We start from the raw sequence: 16,128 nt of genomic DNA, 5'->3' as shown, positions 1-16,128 counted from the left end.
TGCGTATATTTATATGCATATTCATTACTTTTTTTGAATTCGATCAATGTAGTGACTATTTACTTTATACATAGGGGGTTGAAATGGATTATAAAGAGATTCTTGATTTTGAATCAAGAAAATTACTGGGACTTTTTAACTTATTAAAATCAACTGAAAATAATAATTCATTAGAGAAACTATCTCGTGAATTAAACATCAATGCTAAAACTATCGTAAGGTCTATGAAAAAGCTCAATCAGTTATTCAAACGTTATCAGTTGGCGGATCATTTGACCATTTGTAGTCGAGCAAAAAAATATTTCTACATAAAAAGAGATAAAGATATCTATTTAGAGTTATTTTTAGTACAGTTTTTAAATGATTTACCAGAAGTTACTTTTTTAAAAGCAATTATTGAAGAGGAGGATATTCAAGCTAAGCAACTAGCAAAACACTTATTGATCAGTGAGTCAAGTATGAGAAGACGAGTGAAAAAGATCAATGAGTGGCTAAAAAAGTTTAATATTGATTTAAAAAGAGGAACTTATCAACTTATGGGAGAAGAGGAGCAAATCAGAGCCTTGATCTTACATTTTTACTGGTTTGCCTATCAAGGGACAGACAATAAATTTTTACTATTTAAAAAAGAAAAAAACCAACAATTGACCGATCAGTTAGTTCTTTTTTTTCAAATGCAAATCAACGATCTACAAAAGGAAACCATTTTTCGTATCGTTCAAATTACGATATGGCGTTACCAAAAAGGGAAAAAGATCTTGATCAAGGAAGAGTGGAAGCAGTATATCGAGAATAGTTCTATTTTTTTCAAATTTGTAAAAGTAATAAGAAAAGAAGTGATCGATTTAGATTGGGATTTTGAAGAATTAGCTTATCTTTACTTAATTATCCAGGCTAGCTTTTTACCTTATTTTGGATCAAGTATGCAGGCATACATAATTGAAGAACACTATTTAAAGAAGACGACTTGTTTTCTAAATACTTTAATTGTCACGAATAAATTTAGGCGAGTATTTTGGGATAAAAAATTTAGCCATTCAAAGACAAGTGTGGTAGCTTTTTTGGGTTTTCATTTATACTACGAACTAATATCAGGATTTTTATTTGAAAAAAATCAATCAGTAAAATCGCTGCAAACAAAATATCCAAATTTTATGAGGAAACTTGATGAGGGCTTGTTTGAATTAATCAAAAAACATGAAATCTATCAAAGAATACCAAATGATGCATTGTGGTATCGCTATTTTATGATTTTAAGTTCGCTTATTTCACCGGTTTATAATGAGAAAAGATTATTTGTTTGTTTGATGACTGATTTGCCACTCGAAAAAGAAACAGAATTAGGGCAAAGAATTACGGATTTCTTTAGTAATACATTTAATCTAGTTGTGATTTATGCTAGAACAAGCCATTCTATCGCATATGCGGATATTGTTTTGACAACAGTGTTTTATCAGGCTTTAAATCACAAATATAATAAGCATGTTCTGATTATTGAACCTGACTTTTCTGAAACTGTATTTTTTCAAATAGAAAAATTATTAAAAAAAGTCTCAAATTGAAGCCCTTTCATCTAAATGTGTTAAACTATATCTGTGAATACAATTTTAGGAGGTTTTTTTGTGAAAAAAATACAATTTGGGACAAGTGATTTACAAGCAGCATCAGTTATTCTTGGCTGTATGAGAATGAATGGCGCTGAAAAGCCCGCAGAAATTATTGAAACAGCCTATGATCATGGCATAGATTTTTTTGATCATGCTGACATTTATGGTGGCGGTGAATGTGAAACAATTTTTGGAAAAGCATTGAAAGAAACATCAATTAAAAGAGAAGATATTATTATCCAGACAAAATGTGGGATTCGTAAAGGGATGTTCGATTTTTCAAAGGAACACATTATTGCTTCCGTTGAAGGCAGTTTGAAGCGTCTAGGTGTAGATTATGTGGATGCATTATTACTACACAGACCAGACACACTTGTTGAGCCAGAAGAAGTAGCAGCGGCTTTTGATCAGCTAGAATCACAAGGTAAAGTGAAATATTTCGGAGTTAGTAATCAAAAACCAATGCAAATCGAACTATTGAAAAAAACAGTGAAGCAACCTCTTTTGGCAAATCAATTGCAATTTGGGATCAAGCATACTGGTATGATTGATCAAGGAATTCACGTGAATATGACTGATGAAGCAAGTGTTGATAGAGATGGTAGTATTTTAGATTATTCGCGCTTGAATCAAATGACGATACAGGCTTGGTCCCCTTATCAATATGGCTTTTTTGAGGGTGTTTTTATTGGTAATGAAAAATTTTCAGAATTGAATACAACGTTAGATCAAATTGCTGAACGCCATAACTGCAAATCAACAGGTCTTGCTACTGCGTGGATTTTAAGACATCCTGCAAAAATGCAAGTCATAGCAGGAACAATGAATAAAAACCGAATCGAAGAGATCGCTAAAGCCGCGGATATCGTATTAAGTAGAGAAGAATGGTACGAAATTTATCGTGTAGCTGGGAATATTCTACCTTAGTTTGTCTGATTAAAAAGTAGATAAAAAGTATTTCATTTGTTTCTCTCAGATCACACCAAGTTTTTTAGGATAAAGAACTAAGTTTTGAAAGAGTCTAGAGTAGTCTTTACTGACTGTGAAAAAAATGAAAGACTACTTTCATTCTAGACGATTTTGTTTTGTGTATTTTTGTGAACCTGTGAAATCTTGAGTTTATAATTTTAAAAAAAAAATTAAGTAGTATTCTCTAAAAAAATTACACTTTATAAACGATTCGTTCATAAATTATTCACAAATAACTTGTACTATAAGCACATAGAAAAAAGACAATAGTTACAAGAAAACAATTTCATTTGTGTGAACTCCTAATGGACCCGCTCTGAGTGTGCAGAGCGGGTCTTCTTTGTTTTCAAATAAGCTTTACGAACTTTAGTTCCTTCCTACTGCAAAGTTGACAGATTTTTGTTAGAATGGTAATGAAACCAGTTTGCTGAAGATGAGGAGAAAAAAGATGACAAAAAATAAGTTACTATTAGTTGATGGAAACAGCGTAGCATTTCGAGCGTTTTTTGCTTTGCATAATTCCCTAGAACGTTTTAAAAATAAAAATGGGTTACATACCAATGCCGTTTATGCGTTTAACAATATGTTTGAAAACGTTATGACAAAAGAAAAACCAACGCATGTTTTAGTCGCGTTTGATGCGGGAAAAACAACCTTTAGAACTGAATTTTATCCAGAATATAAAGCCGGGCGCTCAAAAACGCCAGGAGAATTTAAAGAACAAATGCCTTACATTCGTGAATTGCTGACTGGTTTAGGTGTAAAATATTATGAGCTAGACAATTATGAAGCAGATGATATTATTGGCACACTAGCGACAAAGGTTCCCAAAGACGAATTTGATGTCGTTGTCTTATCAGGAGATCGAGATTTGACACAACTAGCAACTGAATCAGTAAAAGTTGATATTACGATCAAAGGTGTTAGTGATTTAGAATCCTACACACCAGAGCATGTAGCTGAAAAATATGATGGATTAACACCTAATCAAATCATTGATATGAAAGGTTTGGCAGGAGATACTTCAGATAATATTCCTGGTGTAACGAAAATCGGTGAAAAGACTGCTATTAAATTATTGAAAGAATTTGGTTCAGTAGAAGGTGTATATGAAAACATCGATAGCTTAAAACAAAGTAAAATGAAAGAAAACCTGATAAATGACAAAGAACAAGCCTTTATGTCTAAACGTCTAGCGACAATCAATGTGGATTCTCCAGTAGAGATAACGATTGATGAACTGAAATATGAAGGAAAAGACTTAGAAAAATTAATTCCATTCTACAAGGAAATGGAATTCAAACAAATGTTAAGTAAACTAAATGTTGAAGAAGAGACAGTTGAACTAACAGATGTTCACTTTGATGTTGTGGATACATTCACCGAAGAAATGTTTACGGAAGACATGGCTTTGTATGTTGAAATGCTGGAAGACAATTACCATACTTCGCCGATTGTAGGAGTGGCATGGGGAAATAAAAATAAGGTATACGCAACGAATAGTCTAGAACTATTTGAAAGCCAGCCTTTTATTGATTGGTTACTTTCCGAAAAGTACAAGAAAACAGTCTATGATGCCAAACGGACTTATGTCTCACTTAACCGTTATGTAGGGAAACCTCAAGGTATTGCATTTGATGTATTACTAGCGGCTTATTTATTAGATACAAATGATAATAATGCTGATATTGAAGGCGTAGCACAACATTATGGCTATACGGATATTCACTCTGATGAATCCGTTTATGGAAAAGGGGCAAAAAAAGGCTTGCCAGAAGATGATGAAGCATTCTTCAGCCATCTTGCACGAAAAGTCAATGCTATTCATTTTCTTTCAGAAAAATTAGATGCAGAATTAGTTGAAAAAAATCAAGCTGATTTATTCTATAAAATGGAGTTACCACTTTCAAAAATCTTAGGCGATATGGAAATTACTGGAATTCGTATAGATGCAAATCGATTGAAAGAAATGCGTATCGAATTTTCGAATCGACTACAGGAAATCGAACAAAAAATTTATGCAGAAGCCGGAGAAGAGTTCAACTTAAATTCACCGAAGCAACTAGGTGTGATTTTATTTGAAAAAATGGAGCTACCTGTTATAAAAAAAACAAAGACTGGCTACTCAACAGCTGTTGATGTACTAGAACAATTGAAAGAACAAGCACCGATTGTGGAAGATATTCTCGTTTATCGTCAAATCGCTAAAATTCAATCAACCTATGTGGAAGGACTATTAAAAGTAATTCAACCAGACGATAAAATCCACACTCGCTACGTTCAGACTTTAACACAGACAGGCCGTTTAAGCTCTGTTGATCCAAACTTACAAAATATTCCGATCCGTTTAGAAGAAGGACGGAAAATTCGTGAGGCGTTTGTTCCTAGAGAAAAAGATTGGTTGATTTTTTCATCCGATTATTCTCAAATTGAATTACGAGTGCTAGCTCATATTTCAGATGATCAACATTTAAAAGAAGCGTTTATAGAAGGTCAAGATATCCATTCAAGTACGGCGATGCGTGTATTTGGCATTGAAAAACCAGAAGACGTGACGCCAAATATGCGTCGTCAAGCCAAAGCGGTAAACTTTGGGATCGTTTATGGAATCAGTGATTACGGATTGTCACAAAATTTAGGCATTACGAGAAAACAAGCACAAGAATATATTGATACCTACTTTGAAAAATACCCAGGTGTTAAGAAATATATGGAAGATATCGTCCGGGATGCCAAAGATAAAGGATATGTTGAAACCTTATATAACCGCAGACGTTATTTACCAGACATCAATTCGCGCAATTTTAATTTACGCTCGTTTGCAGAACGAACTGCGATCAATACGCCGATCCAAGGAAGTGCTGCTGATATTTTGAAAATTGCGATGATCAATATGCAGAAACGTTTGGAAGAAGAAAACATGCAAGCAACGATGTTATTGCAAGTGCATGATGAACTTGTTTTTGAAGCGCCTCAATCTGAGCTGGAAAAACTAGATGAATTAGTGAAAGAAGTAATGGAAAATGCTGTTGCTTTACATGTGCCACTGTTGACTGACAGTAGTTGGGGCAAAACTTGGTACGAAGCGAAGTAGTGAACTAAAATAACATGAAAAAGACTGACCAAACGAAAAAGTTTTGAAAACTTTGATGTGTTCGTTTCGGTCTTTTTCTTCTAAGGAGAGAGAAAAATTGCCAGAGTTGCCAGAAGTTGAAACGGTCAGAAAAGGGTTAGAAAAATTAGTTGTTGGAAAGACGATCAAAGAAGTTGTAATTTTATGGCCAAGAATTATCGAATCACCAGAATCCGAACTATTTGCTCAACAGTTAATTGGTCAAAGAATTGAAAGAATGACACGACGAGGCAAGTTCTTGATTTTCAAATTAACAAATTATGATCTGATTTCACATTTACGTATGGAAGGAAAATATGAAACAAATGGACCAGAAGATGAGCGGACCAAGCACACTCATGTAATCTTTAGGTTCACTGACGGAACTGAATTACGCTATCTTGATGTTCGAAAATTTGGGCGCATGGTTTTGGTGCCTAAAAATCAAGGAGAAAATTACAAAGGAATTTTAGCATTAGGTCCTGAACCGCTCCCCTCTGAATTTAAATTGTTAGAATTTCGTAAAGGCTTGAAAAAGCACCATAAAGCCATCAAACCGTTATTATTGGATCAGCGTTTAGTCACAGGCTTGGGTAATATTTATGTGGATGAAGCCTTGTGGGAAGCAAAAATCCATCCTGAACAGCCAGCGAATACTCTAAAACCAAAAGAAATTGAGCGATTATATTATGCGATCATTGATGTTCTTGCTCGAGCAGTTGAGGCTGGTGGGACTACGATTAGAAGTTATTTAAATGCGTTGGGAGAAGCTGGGACATTTCAGGTTTCACTTAATGTTTATGGTCAAACAGGTACGCCATGTCCAAGATGTGGCACGCCGATCAAAAAAATAAAAGTTGCACAGCGCGGCACTCATTTTTGTCCGAAGTGTCAAACCTTGAAAGTGAGGAATTGATTGATGGGAATGGTATTAGGTCTAACCGGTGGCATTGCTACAGGAAAAAGTACAGTTGTTTCTGTGTTTAAACGTCTGGGATTCCCTGTTGTCGATGCTGATGTAATTGCTAGAGAAATTGTTGAAATAGGAATGCCGGCATTAGGGGAAGTAGTTTCTCTTTTTGGTTCGGAAATACTAAATTCAGATGGTTCATTAGACCGAAAAAAATTAGGTGAAATCATTTTTTCTGATGAGGAAAAAAGAAAAAAATTGAATAGCACACTCTCTCCTTTTTTGAAAGAGAGGATTTTAGCTGAGATTGCTGATAAAAAAAGTAAAGCACCATTAGTTATAGTTGATATTCCTTTATTGTATGAAGGAGGCTATGAGAAATTTGTCGATAAGGTAGCAGTCGTCTACATTCCAAAAACAATGCAATTGACTCGTTTGATGAAACGAGATAACTTAACAGAAAGAGAAGCCCAACAACGAATAACGAGCCAGTTGCCTATCGAGAAGAAAAGACAAAAGGCAGATATCTTATTCGATAATCAAAACAGTATCGAAGAAACAGAGAAATTAGTGGGAAAATGGGTATTAGAAAATAAATTTAAGTAAAATATCAGAATTTTAGTCTTTATATTTTTTACAATAATCTAACGCTAATAAAGTCATTAATGTGAAACTACGTATAAAACATTGTTTTTTCGTGGTTTCTTTTTTTACACATCAATAAGTGGACAAAATCAATCTATATACAAAAATTAAAATAACTGAAAATTCGTTAGAATAAATTGTCCGTCCTATCAGTGATAATAAAGTCAGGTCAGTTATTTGAAAAATTCAAGTTCAAAGTCTTTCAGAACATTTTTGGACGAAATTTCAAGATATTATTTATTCTGATTCATCTCAAATTGTTTGAGCATCTTAATCTCAAACAGGGAATGCGATTGTTTGTTCTAGCAACATAAACTTGGGATAGAAGTTGAAGTCTCTTTTGTCCTGGTAGGTTATTTATTCTATTTTGTTATTAGGGATCCGCTTTTATTCCTTAGTAACAATTCTTAAAAACAGGTTGGACGACGCGTTAAAAAGCGATGATACGATGGACTGAGATATAAGCGTGTCTCATGTCTTCTTTTATTTTTATTAGGCTATTTTCCCAAATGAAATGATAATAAAATTCTTTATGAAGTCATTGCAGATGGATGGTTTCTCACTCATTTCATGTTATAATACAGATAGTTAAATAAAAATCAAACTAAATTGTAGATAGTATAAGATAAAATGAGGTGAAAACTATGCGTTGTCCAAGATGTCATCATAATAATTCCCGTGTAATCGATAGTCGTCAAGCGGATGATGGTCGCGCCATTCGTCGTCGTAGAGAATGTGAGAACTGCAATTACCGTTTTACAACATTCGAACGCATTGAAGCAGCACCATTATTAGTCATCAAGAAAAATGGTGATAGGGAAGAATTTAATAGAGAAAAAATTTTACGCGGACTGATCCGTTCGGCCGAAAAACGTCCGGTTGCTATGGAACAAATGGAGCAAATAGTCGATAATGTCGAAAACCGTGTGCGTAGTTTAGGTGAAAATGAAATTTCGACAACTTTGGTCGGAGAGTATGTAATGGAAGATTTAGTTAATTTGGATGAAATCGCCTATATTCGATTTGCCAGTGTCTACCGTCAATTTAAAGATATGAGTGTGTTCTTGAAAGAACTACAAGGAATCGTAGACAAAGCCAAATCTTCAAATTCAGATACAACGAAAGAATAAGGAGGTCTTTCCTTGAAAGACAATTGGAAAGAAGTCCATCCTAAAAGTATTTTTCAAGTAGCACTATCTTATCCTTTATCTAATCAAGAACAAGAGATATTGACGCTTTTATATCAGCCAATGATTGGTGCAGAAGCTTTTAGTTTATACTTGACCCTTTTATCAGAAGTAGAAGAGATCGGGGTAAGTGAGTCTCTTTTTCATGCTGAATTAATCACGATGATGGATATGAGTATCAAGCAAATTCAAGCCGCTAGAAAGAAATTAGAAGGTATTGGGTTATTAGGGACCTTTAGCAAAGACGATCCTGAACTAGGAACACAGTATTTATACCGATTGAATCATCCTGAAACAGCTGAACGTTTTTTTAAAGATGAAGTATTGTCATTGACATTAATGAACAGTGTAGGACAAAGAAAGTTAGAAAAATTGTTTGAACGATTTAAACCCAAATTTGTCAATTTGACTGGTTTTGAAGAGATCTCAGCCAGTTTTAAAGATGTTTATTTATTTAAAGAAGAACAAATCATTTCACAAAGTAAGCAGTTAAGTCGAATGGAACAAGCATTCAAAGAGCCTAGACCTGCTCAAAAGCCAAGTGCCATCAATGATAGTTTCGATTGGTCCTATTTTATCCAAGGAATAGAAAAACTCGGAATCAAATTACCAGATAATCAAGCAGGCTTTAAGGAAGAAGTATTTATTTTCCATAATTTATTTGGTATAACAGAATTGGATATGATCGATTTCTGTTCTAAATCATTTGATTATTATACAAGTAAGATCGATGTAAAGGATTTTGAACGGGCTGTGTATAGAACATTTGATCCTGATAAAAAACAAAAACCAAGTGAGTTTCAAAAAAATGATTCAGTGGATTTATCCGCAGAGGATCAGCAGACGTATCGCTACAATTCGTTAAAAATGATTGGTTTTTCAACCCAAGATATTCAGATGATCATGGATAGTGAGAAAAATTTTCCTTTGAATTACTTAGAAGCATTAAAAAATGAGCGTGGTGGCTATACAACGCCGCAAGAACGTTCGTTGGTCAAATATTTAGTAAGTAAATCTGGTCTGCCAAACAGTGTGATCAATGTTTTGATCAACTACGTTTATAATATACAAAAACAACCTACACTAAAGGCCGATTACGTGAATCGAATTGCTAATGAATGGGCACAAAGTGGTATTTTTTCGCCAGAGAAAGCCATCGAACATGTCCGGGAACTAGCTAAAAAGGGTAAAGAGCAAAAACAAACGAGACAACGATACGGACAAAATAATCGACCAATCCGCCAAGAAACGTTACCGGATTGGGTGGATAATCCAGTAGAAGAGCAGAAATTATCTAAAGAAGAGCAAGCGCGATTAGACAAAGAAATTCAAGATTTCTTGAGTAAAGGAGGCGGAAATTAATGGAAGACGTAGGAAAAGAAATGTCAAAAATCATCCAAAGCAGAGATATGAGTGAACGTTACAACGAATTGGTAGAAGTTGTCTTGAAGGATACGGATGTTCAACAGTTTATTGAAGAACATCGTGAGCGATTAACAGATGAAGATATTCAAAAGAGCTACTCAAAGCTTTACGAATTTGTACAAGAAAAACGCAAATACCAACTGAATGATCCAACAATGATTGCGCCTGGATATGAGCCTCAACTAACCTTGAATTTTCATTACATTGATGTCACCTATGTACCGACAGAAGCGCTTATCGCTAAACAAAAAGAAGATGAAATTCGTAAACGAGTTCGTGCTATGGATATGCCAAAAGATGTACGAGAAGCCAGCTTAAATAGATTTGATACAGCATCTCAAGGTCGAGCACAGGCGATGGCAGAGACGATGAAATTTTTAAATGAATACACGTCGAATCCAAAAGAATTTCACAAAGGACTTTATCTTCAAGGAACCTTTGGAGTTGGAAAATCATTCCTATTAGGTGCGATTGCTAATAGCTTAGCTGAACGTGGTTTTATTACAACAATCGTTCATTTCCCAACATTTACAGTTGAAATGAAACAAGCAATTGGGAAAGATATGGTTGGTCCAAAACTTGATGCTGTCAAGAAATCACCCGTTTTGATGATCGATGATCTTGGTGCAGAATCGATGACTTCATGGATTCGCGATGATGTGTTAAGTGTTATTTTACAATATCGAATGCAAGAGCAATTAGTGACCTTCTTTTCATCAAATCTTGATTTAAAAGACCTAGAAAAACATTTATCCGTGACTCAACGAGGTGAGCAAGAACCTTTAAAAGCGCGTCGAATCATGGAACGTATTCGATATTTAGCACAAGAAATTACAATGTCTGGAAACGATCGAAGAAATGGATAGAGGAATATTACTGATTATCCTCTCTCCAGGTTTTTAGTGAGGTTGGAACAGAAGTGTTTAACTCTTATTTCCGAAGTTTTTACTTCTGTTCCCACCGTTTATTCAGATTTTTTAAGGCTAGGACCTAACTCGTAGAGCTATGTCCTAGCCTTTCATTTTTTTTATTTTTATTAAGTATACATGATGAGGATGGACGATTGTAGATTCTATCGCTTATAATAAAGTATCAATTTTTGGAGGACGTAACATGAAAAAAATCGCAATAGCAGTTTTAACTGTATTTACGCTGATTTCTTTAGGAGCTTGCGCACAAAATAAAAAAGATTCGTCAAAAGGAAGTGAAGAAACAGCAATGAGCAGCCAAAAAGATCAAGTGATTGATGAAACGCTGAATACTAAAGACAAAGACGAAACGCAATCAATATTTACCGCAGTTTTAGTTGAAGATGCTACGAAAAATGAAACGGTGGACAAATCGATTCGATTCGTTTTAAAAGACGTCGAAGTGGTTGAAGACCCAGAAAAAATAATTAATATGATGAAAAATGATGGCGTTATTTTAAATGTACCAAAGGAACAATTGGCTGATGGCCTCACAGAAAGTGAGTTTAAAGCTGGGGATACTATTCAATTTACTTTAGCTGGCTTACCTGCGATGACGATGTCGATTCCACCTCAAGTCGCTGGAAATTCAGTCGTGAATGTCGAAAAAAAATAATAAATTTAAAAAATAATCAATGTTGATAAATAGTGCAGCTGCACGTTTGTAACATTGGTTATTTTATTTTTGTTAGAAAAATGAATAAAATGCTATTGACATTTGTTTTAAAACGGTGGTATAGTTTCATCTGTAAGTTAATTAAATAGATTTGTTAGGTGAGGCTCCTATACAAACACAGGCTACTGCCCAAAAACATCGAGAGATGCCAATGGGTAGAACAGGGATTGTCGATTACAAGGCTTTTCATAAGGTAGCTAAAAGCTCTGCTTTTTACGTTGTATAGTGCCAAAACTCAACGACTAGATCATACAGGCTTTTTTTTGTGCGCTTATTTATGACCTTCCGCTGAGTTTTTGGCGGAAGGTTTTTTGCTTTAAATCACTACGACTGTTGGAAAAGCAGAGTAGAGGATGAACGGTACTTGCTAAAAAGCAATATGTCCGCGAAAAACCAATCACCGATAAACGAATCTAGGGAAGGAGCAAACCAATGAATTTTTAATCAATATTATCGCTAGTATATTTGCTGGAATGATCATTGGCGTAGAAAGACAGTGGCGAAAAAAACTAGCTGGAATGAGAACAATGACGTTAGTAACGTTTGGCTCAAGTCAATTCGTTTCATTATCCGGTTTAATTCAAGATGACAGCAGTCCGACGCGAATTGCGGCTCAAGTCGTAAGTGGTATAGGTTTTCTTGCTGGGGGTGTGATTTTACGAGAAGGATTTAGTGTGACTGGGATCAATACTGCAGCAACTTTATGGTGTTCCGCAGCAGTCGGAAGTTTGATTGGCGCGGGATTTGTGATCGAAGGGGTGATCTGTTCTATTGTTTTAATGTTAGTCAATATTTTATTAAGAAACCTATCATTCAAAATGGATGACTTAACTGTTCAAAGACAAGAAGAACAAGCCGATTCGATTCATTACCTATCAGTGATTACTAGTAATACAAGTGAAGTGATGCTTAGAACAGAAATTATTCAGTTATTGGATAATTATTGCCTAACCTTTACAAAATTTTCTTGTACTGATTTGGCTGGTAAAAAAGTAAGGCTATTTTTAGAAATCGAAGCTGCAAGAAATGGGACGCTCGCAGTGAATACAATTATTTCCGAATTATCCCAACTATCAGAAGTCATAGAAATTAATCAAATGAGCAATTAAAAGAACGGAGGAATTATCATGGTAAAACAGTGACTGTCAAAATTATCGATTGGAACAGTGAAGAATATTGGAAAGGAATTTTATTAAGAAATAAGTTCCTCAAAACGAGCGCGGGGAAAGAATGGATCAAAGAATTACCTGTAAATGAAGAGCAGGATATCCATATGGCTGCATTGATTGATGGAAAAGTTGTAGGAACCTTACTTCTTTTTAAAAGCAGCAAGGCAATAGCGCAAATTAAACAAGTGGCGATAGATGATCAGTATCAAGGATTTGGTATCGGAAAACAATTACTTGAATTTGCAGAAAAAATCGCGGATCTTATGAATTTTCAATCAGTATTTTTAACCGGCCGTAAACAAGCTTGGGGATTTTATACTCATTTAGGGTATCAAAGCATTGGCTATGCATACTCGGAGGGACAAGTGGTCTTGAAAAAATTTGAGAAAATAATTTATACCCAAAATGACCGACTAAGGGTTGAAATCATCAAAAATATAATGCTAAAGGAGATGGAAACAAATGGATGACAGTAGTCAGATGTTCAAGGACTTATGCAAAAAGAAATCTGTTGAAGAAAATATGTTTATTATTGTCTATTTGTTTCTAAGGCAAACAAGCAAGATTCTCCTGTAACAGATTCTCTTTTTCCATCAGTCCGATTCCTAAAATAGATAAAAATCATGAAATTTCAGATGACGGATTCTCGTATAAAACACTTGAAATTTCTTCGATCAGCGTTTTGGAAAGAAGGAGAATTATATGGATAAAAAAGTAGTATTAAATAGAAAAAATAACCAATCATATGAGTATTTTGCACGAAACTCGGTAGAGAATATATTGACATTTTTTAAATCCTCAAAAGTAGGATTGACGAATCAGCAAGCAGTATTATCAAGAGAGACATTTGGCGAAAATACCATCACTTACGGTAAAAAAACACCGTTATTCGTTGAAATAATAAAAGCTTATTTTACACCATTTACAATTGTTTTGATTGCTTTAGCTATTATCTCGTTTGTAACAGATTATGTCATTGCCCCACCTGCTGATCGTGACCTTGTCGGTGTAATGATCATTATAGCAATGGTTTTGATCAGTGGCACCATGACGTTATTTCAATCAGTCAAATCAAATCAAGCAGCAGAAAAATTAAATAACATGGTGCAAATAACAGCTACTGTTGTTCGTAGAAAAAAACAACTTGAACTTCCAATCGAAGAAGTGGTTTGTGGAGATATTATAAAATTATCTGCAGGTGATATGATTCCAGCTGATATTCGTTTAACTAAAACAAAAGATTTGTTTGTTTCTCAATCTGCCATGACAGGTGAAAGTTACCCAGTTGAAAAAAGAGCTGACTATAAATTGAATACGAATAGTGCAGAAACTGAATACGAAAATATTGTGTTCATGGGTAGTAATGTAATCAGTGGTAGTGCAGAAGGAATCGTTATTTCTGTGGGGGATGATACACTTTTTGGAAAAGTAGCCCAAGATGTATCTGATAAAAATCCTCAAACAAATTTTGATGTCGGCATCAGCAAAACGTCTTGGTTGTTGATTCGATTTATGTTGGTAATGGCGCCAGCAGTATTTTTGATCAATGGTTTGACGAAAGGTGACTGGTTTGAAGCATTTCTTTTCGGTTTATCTGTCGCTGTTGGCTTGACGCCTGAAATGCTTCCGATGATCGTAACGACAAATCTTGTCAAAGGTGCTTCAAGCATGGCCAAAAAAGGAACGATCATCAAAAATTTAAATGCAATTCAAAATTTTGGTGCAATCGATATTTTATGTACAGATAAGACAGGAACATTGACGCAAGACAAAATTATCCTAGAGTATCATTTAGACTGCGATGGCAAAGAAGATCGCCGAGTATTGCGCCATGCCTTTTTCAATAGTTATTATCAAACGGGCCTGAAAAATTTAATGGATGTAGCGATTATTGATGCAGCAAAATCGGAATTGTCGATTGATCCTTCTAAGTACACAAAAGTAGATGAAATTCCTTTTGATTTTAAGCGACGTCGCATGAGTGTTGTGATTGAAGACGAATCTGGTAAAACGCAAATGATCACAAAAGGTGCGGTAGAAGAGATGTTGGAAATTTCCAAGTATGTCGACTATCAAGGAACAGTTACCCTCTTAACGGAAAACCTTAAAAAAGAAATTTTGAAAACCGTTGAAGAATTAAACGAAGATGGTTTACGTGTATTAGCTGTATCTCAAAAAACAAATCCGGCTACAATTGATGAGTTTTCTGTTTCAGATGAAAATGAAATGGTTTTGATTGGGTATCTTGCGTTTCTTGATCCACCAAAAGAGACAACCAAAGCGGCGTTAGAAGCATTAAAAAATCATGGTGTGGATGTCAAAGTATTGACAGGAGATAATGCTTTAGTGACAAAATCAGTTTGCAAACAAGTAGGATTAGCGAATGAAGAATTGATCACAGGAAATGAAATCGCGCGAATGAATGATTTTGAACTGAAGATCATTGCAGAAAAATACAATATTTTCGTGAAGCTGACTCCTCAACAAAAAACGCGCATCGTTCAAGTTTTAAGAGAGGCTGGGCATACTGTTGGGTTTATGGGAGACGGAATCAATGATGCACCAGCAATGAAAGAAGCCGATGTTGGTATTTCTGTTGATACAGCAGTCGATATCGCAAAAGAATCTGCCGATGTTATTTTATTAGAAAAAGACTTAATGGTGTTGGAGCGTGGATTATTAGCTGGTAGAACGACTTTTGGAAATGTCATGAAGTATGTCAAAATGACGGCAAGTTCTAATTTTGGTAATATGTTTTCAGTTGTTGTTGCGAGTATCTTTTTACCGTTTTTGCCAATGTTACCACTGCAATTACTCTTTTTGAATTTGATTTATGATATTTCATGTATGTCGATACCGTGGGATCATGTAGATGATGAGTATTTGGAACAGCCCAAGAAATGGGATGCTTCAAAAATAGGTTCGTTTATGAAGTGGTTAGGACCGACTAGTTCAGTCTTTGATATTACCACCTATTTATTAATGTACTTTGTTATTTGTCCTCAATTGGTAGGCGGAAATTATCATGATCTGGGACCGGAACAACAAGCTGCTTTCATTGCGATTTTTCACGCAGGCTGGTTTATAGAATCACTTTGGTCACAAACTTTGGTGATTCATACGTTGCGGACGCCTAAAATTCCATTTTTACAAAGTCGAGCATCCTTTATTTTGACGACCATCACATCGTTAGGGATCGCAGTTGGTACAGTTTTACCATTTACAAGTTTTGGTCAAAGCTTAGGTTTGGCTGAACTACCTCTAAACTATTTTGCTTGGTTAGGATTGACAGTATTTTTATATTTATTCTTGGTAATGATCGTAAAAAAATTCTATGTAAAACGATTTGGAGAATTACTATAAAATCAATTAAAAGATTGAGTCTCACTAAAAGTGGCGCTCAATCTTTTTTGTCTATCTAACAGCTTATCTTTTGCTTAAATAGCTCATTGCGTTATCA

At 34.9% G+C, this 16,128-nt stretch carries 12 protein-coding genes and 1 riboswitch; all 12 genes read left to right on the top strand.

The window, feature by feature from the left end; all coding sequences use genetic code 11:
* Positions 1-83: 83 nt before the first annotated feature.
* The 12 genes from IGI43_RS02840 (at position 84) to mgtA (ending at position 16,031) form a co-directional block, all read left to right on the top strand.
* Positions 84-1,562, top strand: coding sequence for a helix-turn-helix domain-containing protein (locus IGI43_RS02840; protein WP_438756313.1), 1,479 nt, complete (start codon positions 84-86; stop codon positions 1,560-1,562).
* Positions 1,563-1,622: 60 nt separating this feature from the next.
* A complete protein-coding gene (locus IGI43_RS02835) occupies positions 1,623-2,534 on the top strand; it encodes an aldo/keto reductase (RefSeq protein ID WP_438756312.1) in 912 nt (303 codons plus the stop codon).
* Between the two features lie 490 nt (positions 2,535-3,024).
* The gene (gene polA, locus IGI43_RS02830; protein WP_438756311.1) at positions 3,025-5,670 is read left to right on the top strand and encodes a DNA polymerase I; all 2,646 of its coding nucleotides are present in this window, start codon (positions 3,025-3,027) and stop codon (positions 5,668-5,670) included.
* 97 nt (positions 5,671-5,767) lie between these two features.
* Positions 5,768-6,604: a DNA-formamidopyrimidine glycosylase gene (mutM, locus tag IGI43_RS02825; RefSeq protein WP_438756309.1), complete on the top strand. Its 837-nt coding sequence runs from the start codon at positions 5,768-5,770 to the stop codon at positions 6,602-6,604.
* 3 nt (positions 6,605-6,607) lie between these two features.
* Positions 6,608-7,204, top strand: coding sequence for a dephospho-CoA kinase (gene coaE, locus IGI43_RS02820; RefSeq protein WP_438756308.1), 597 nt, complete (start codon positions 6,608-6,610; stop codon positions 7,202-7,204).
* Between the two features lie 683 nt (positions 7,205-7,887).
* A complete protein-coding gene (nrdR, locus tag IGI43_RS02815; RefSeq protein ID WP_438756307.1) occupies positions 7,888-8,373 on the top strand; it encodes a transcriptional regulator NrdR in 486 nt (161 codons plus the stop codon).
* A gap of 12 nt (positions 8,374-8,385) precedes the next feature.
* Positions 8,386-9,792: a replication initiation and membrane attachment family protein gene (locus IGI43_RS02810; RefSeq protein WP_438756306.1), complete on the top strand. Its 1,407-nt coding sequence runs from the start codon at positions 8,386-8,388 to the stop codon at positions 9,790-9,792.
* Positions 9,792-10,721 carry a primosomal protein DnaI gene (gene dnaI / locus IGI43_RS02805; RefSeq protein WP_438756305.1) on the top strand — a complete coding sequence of 310 codons (930 nt, stop codon included), beginning with the start codon at positions 9,792-9,794 and terminating at the stop codon, positions 10,719-10,721. Before IGI43_RS02810 ends, dnaI begins: the two co-directional genes overlap by 1 nt.
* Before the next feature lie 247 nt (positions 10,722-10,968).
* Entirely contained in the window at positions 10,969-11,439 is a 471-nt protein-coding gene (locus IGI43_RS02800; protein WP_438756304.1) for a hypothetical protein, read from the top strand.
* Positions 11,440-11,582: 143 nt separating this feature from the next.
* A riboswitch (M-box (ykoK) riboswitch) is annotated at positions 11,583-11,753 on the top strand.
* A gap of 189 nt (positions 11,754-11,942) precedes the next feature.
* Positions 11,943-12,608, top strand: a complete 666-nt coding sequence (locus IGI43_RS02795; protein ID WP_438758800.1) for an MgtC/SapB family protein — start codon at positions 11,943-11,945, stop codon at positions 12,606-12,608.
* A gap of 29 nt (positions 12,609-12,637) precedes the next feature.
* The gene (locus IGI43_RS02790; RefSeq protein ID WP_438756303.1) at positions 12,638-13,138 is read left to right on the top strand and encodes a GNAT family N-acetyltransferase; all 501 of its coding nucleotides are present in this window, start codon (positions 12,638-12,640) and stop codon (positions 13,136-13,138) included.
* Positions 13,139-13,370: 232 nt separating this feature from the next.
* Positions 13,371-16,031 (top strand): magnesium-translocating P-type ATPase, encoded by a 2,661-nt coding sequence (gene mgtA / locus IGI43_RS02785; protein ID WP_438756302.1) that lies wholly within the window; start codon positions 13,371-13,373, stop codon positions 16,029-16,031.
* The last annotated feature ends 97 nt before the right edge of the window (positions 16,032-16,128 follow it).

It is taken from the genome of Enterococcus sp. AZ126 (assembly GCF_051714545.1).
Lineage (GTDB): Bacteria > Bacillota > Bacilli > Lactobacillales > Enterococcaceae > Enterococcus_L.
This window is presented reverse-complemented; position numbering and strand designations above follow the sequence as displayed.

Bases quoted from the DNA above. Each gene is read 5' to 3' on its own strand.
- coaE (WP_438756308.1), top strand. From the start codon at position 6,608: ATGGGAATGGTATTAGGTCTAACCGGTGGCATTGCTACAGGAAAAAGT.
- mgtA (WP_438756302.1), top strand. From the start codon at position 13,371: ATGGATAAAAAAGTAGTATTAAATAGAAAAAATAACCAATCATATGAG.
- IGI43_RS02800 (WP_438756304.1), top strand. From the start codon at position 10,969: ATGAAAAAAATCGCAATAGCAGTTTTAACTGTATTTACGCTGATTTCT.
- nrdR (WP_438756307.1), top strand. From the start codon at position 7,888: ATGCGTTGTCCAAGATGTCATCATAATAATTCCCGTGTAATCGATAGT.
- IGI43_RS02840 (WP_438756313.1), top strand. From the start codon at position 84: ATGGATTATAAAGAGATTCTTGATTTTGAATCAAGAAAATTACTGGGA.
- dnaI (WP_438756305.1), top strand. From the start codon at position 9,792: ATGGAAGACGTAGGAAAAGAAATGTCAAAAATCATCCAAAGCAGAGAT.
- polA (WP_438756311.1), top strand. From the start codon at position 3,025: ATGACAAAAAATAAGTTACTATTAGTTGATGGAAACAGCGTAGCATTT.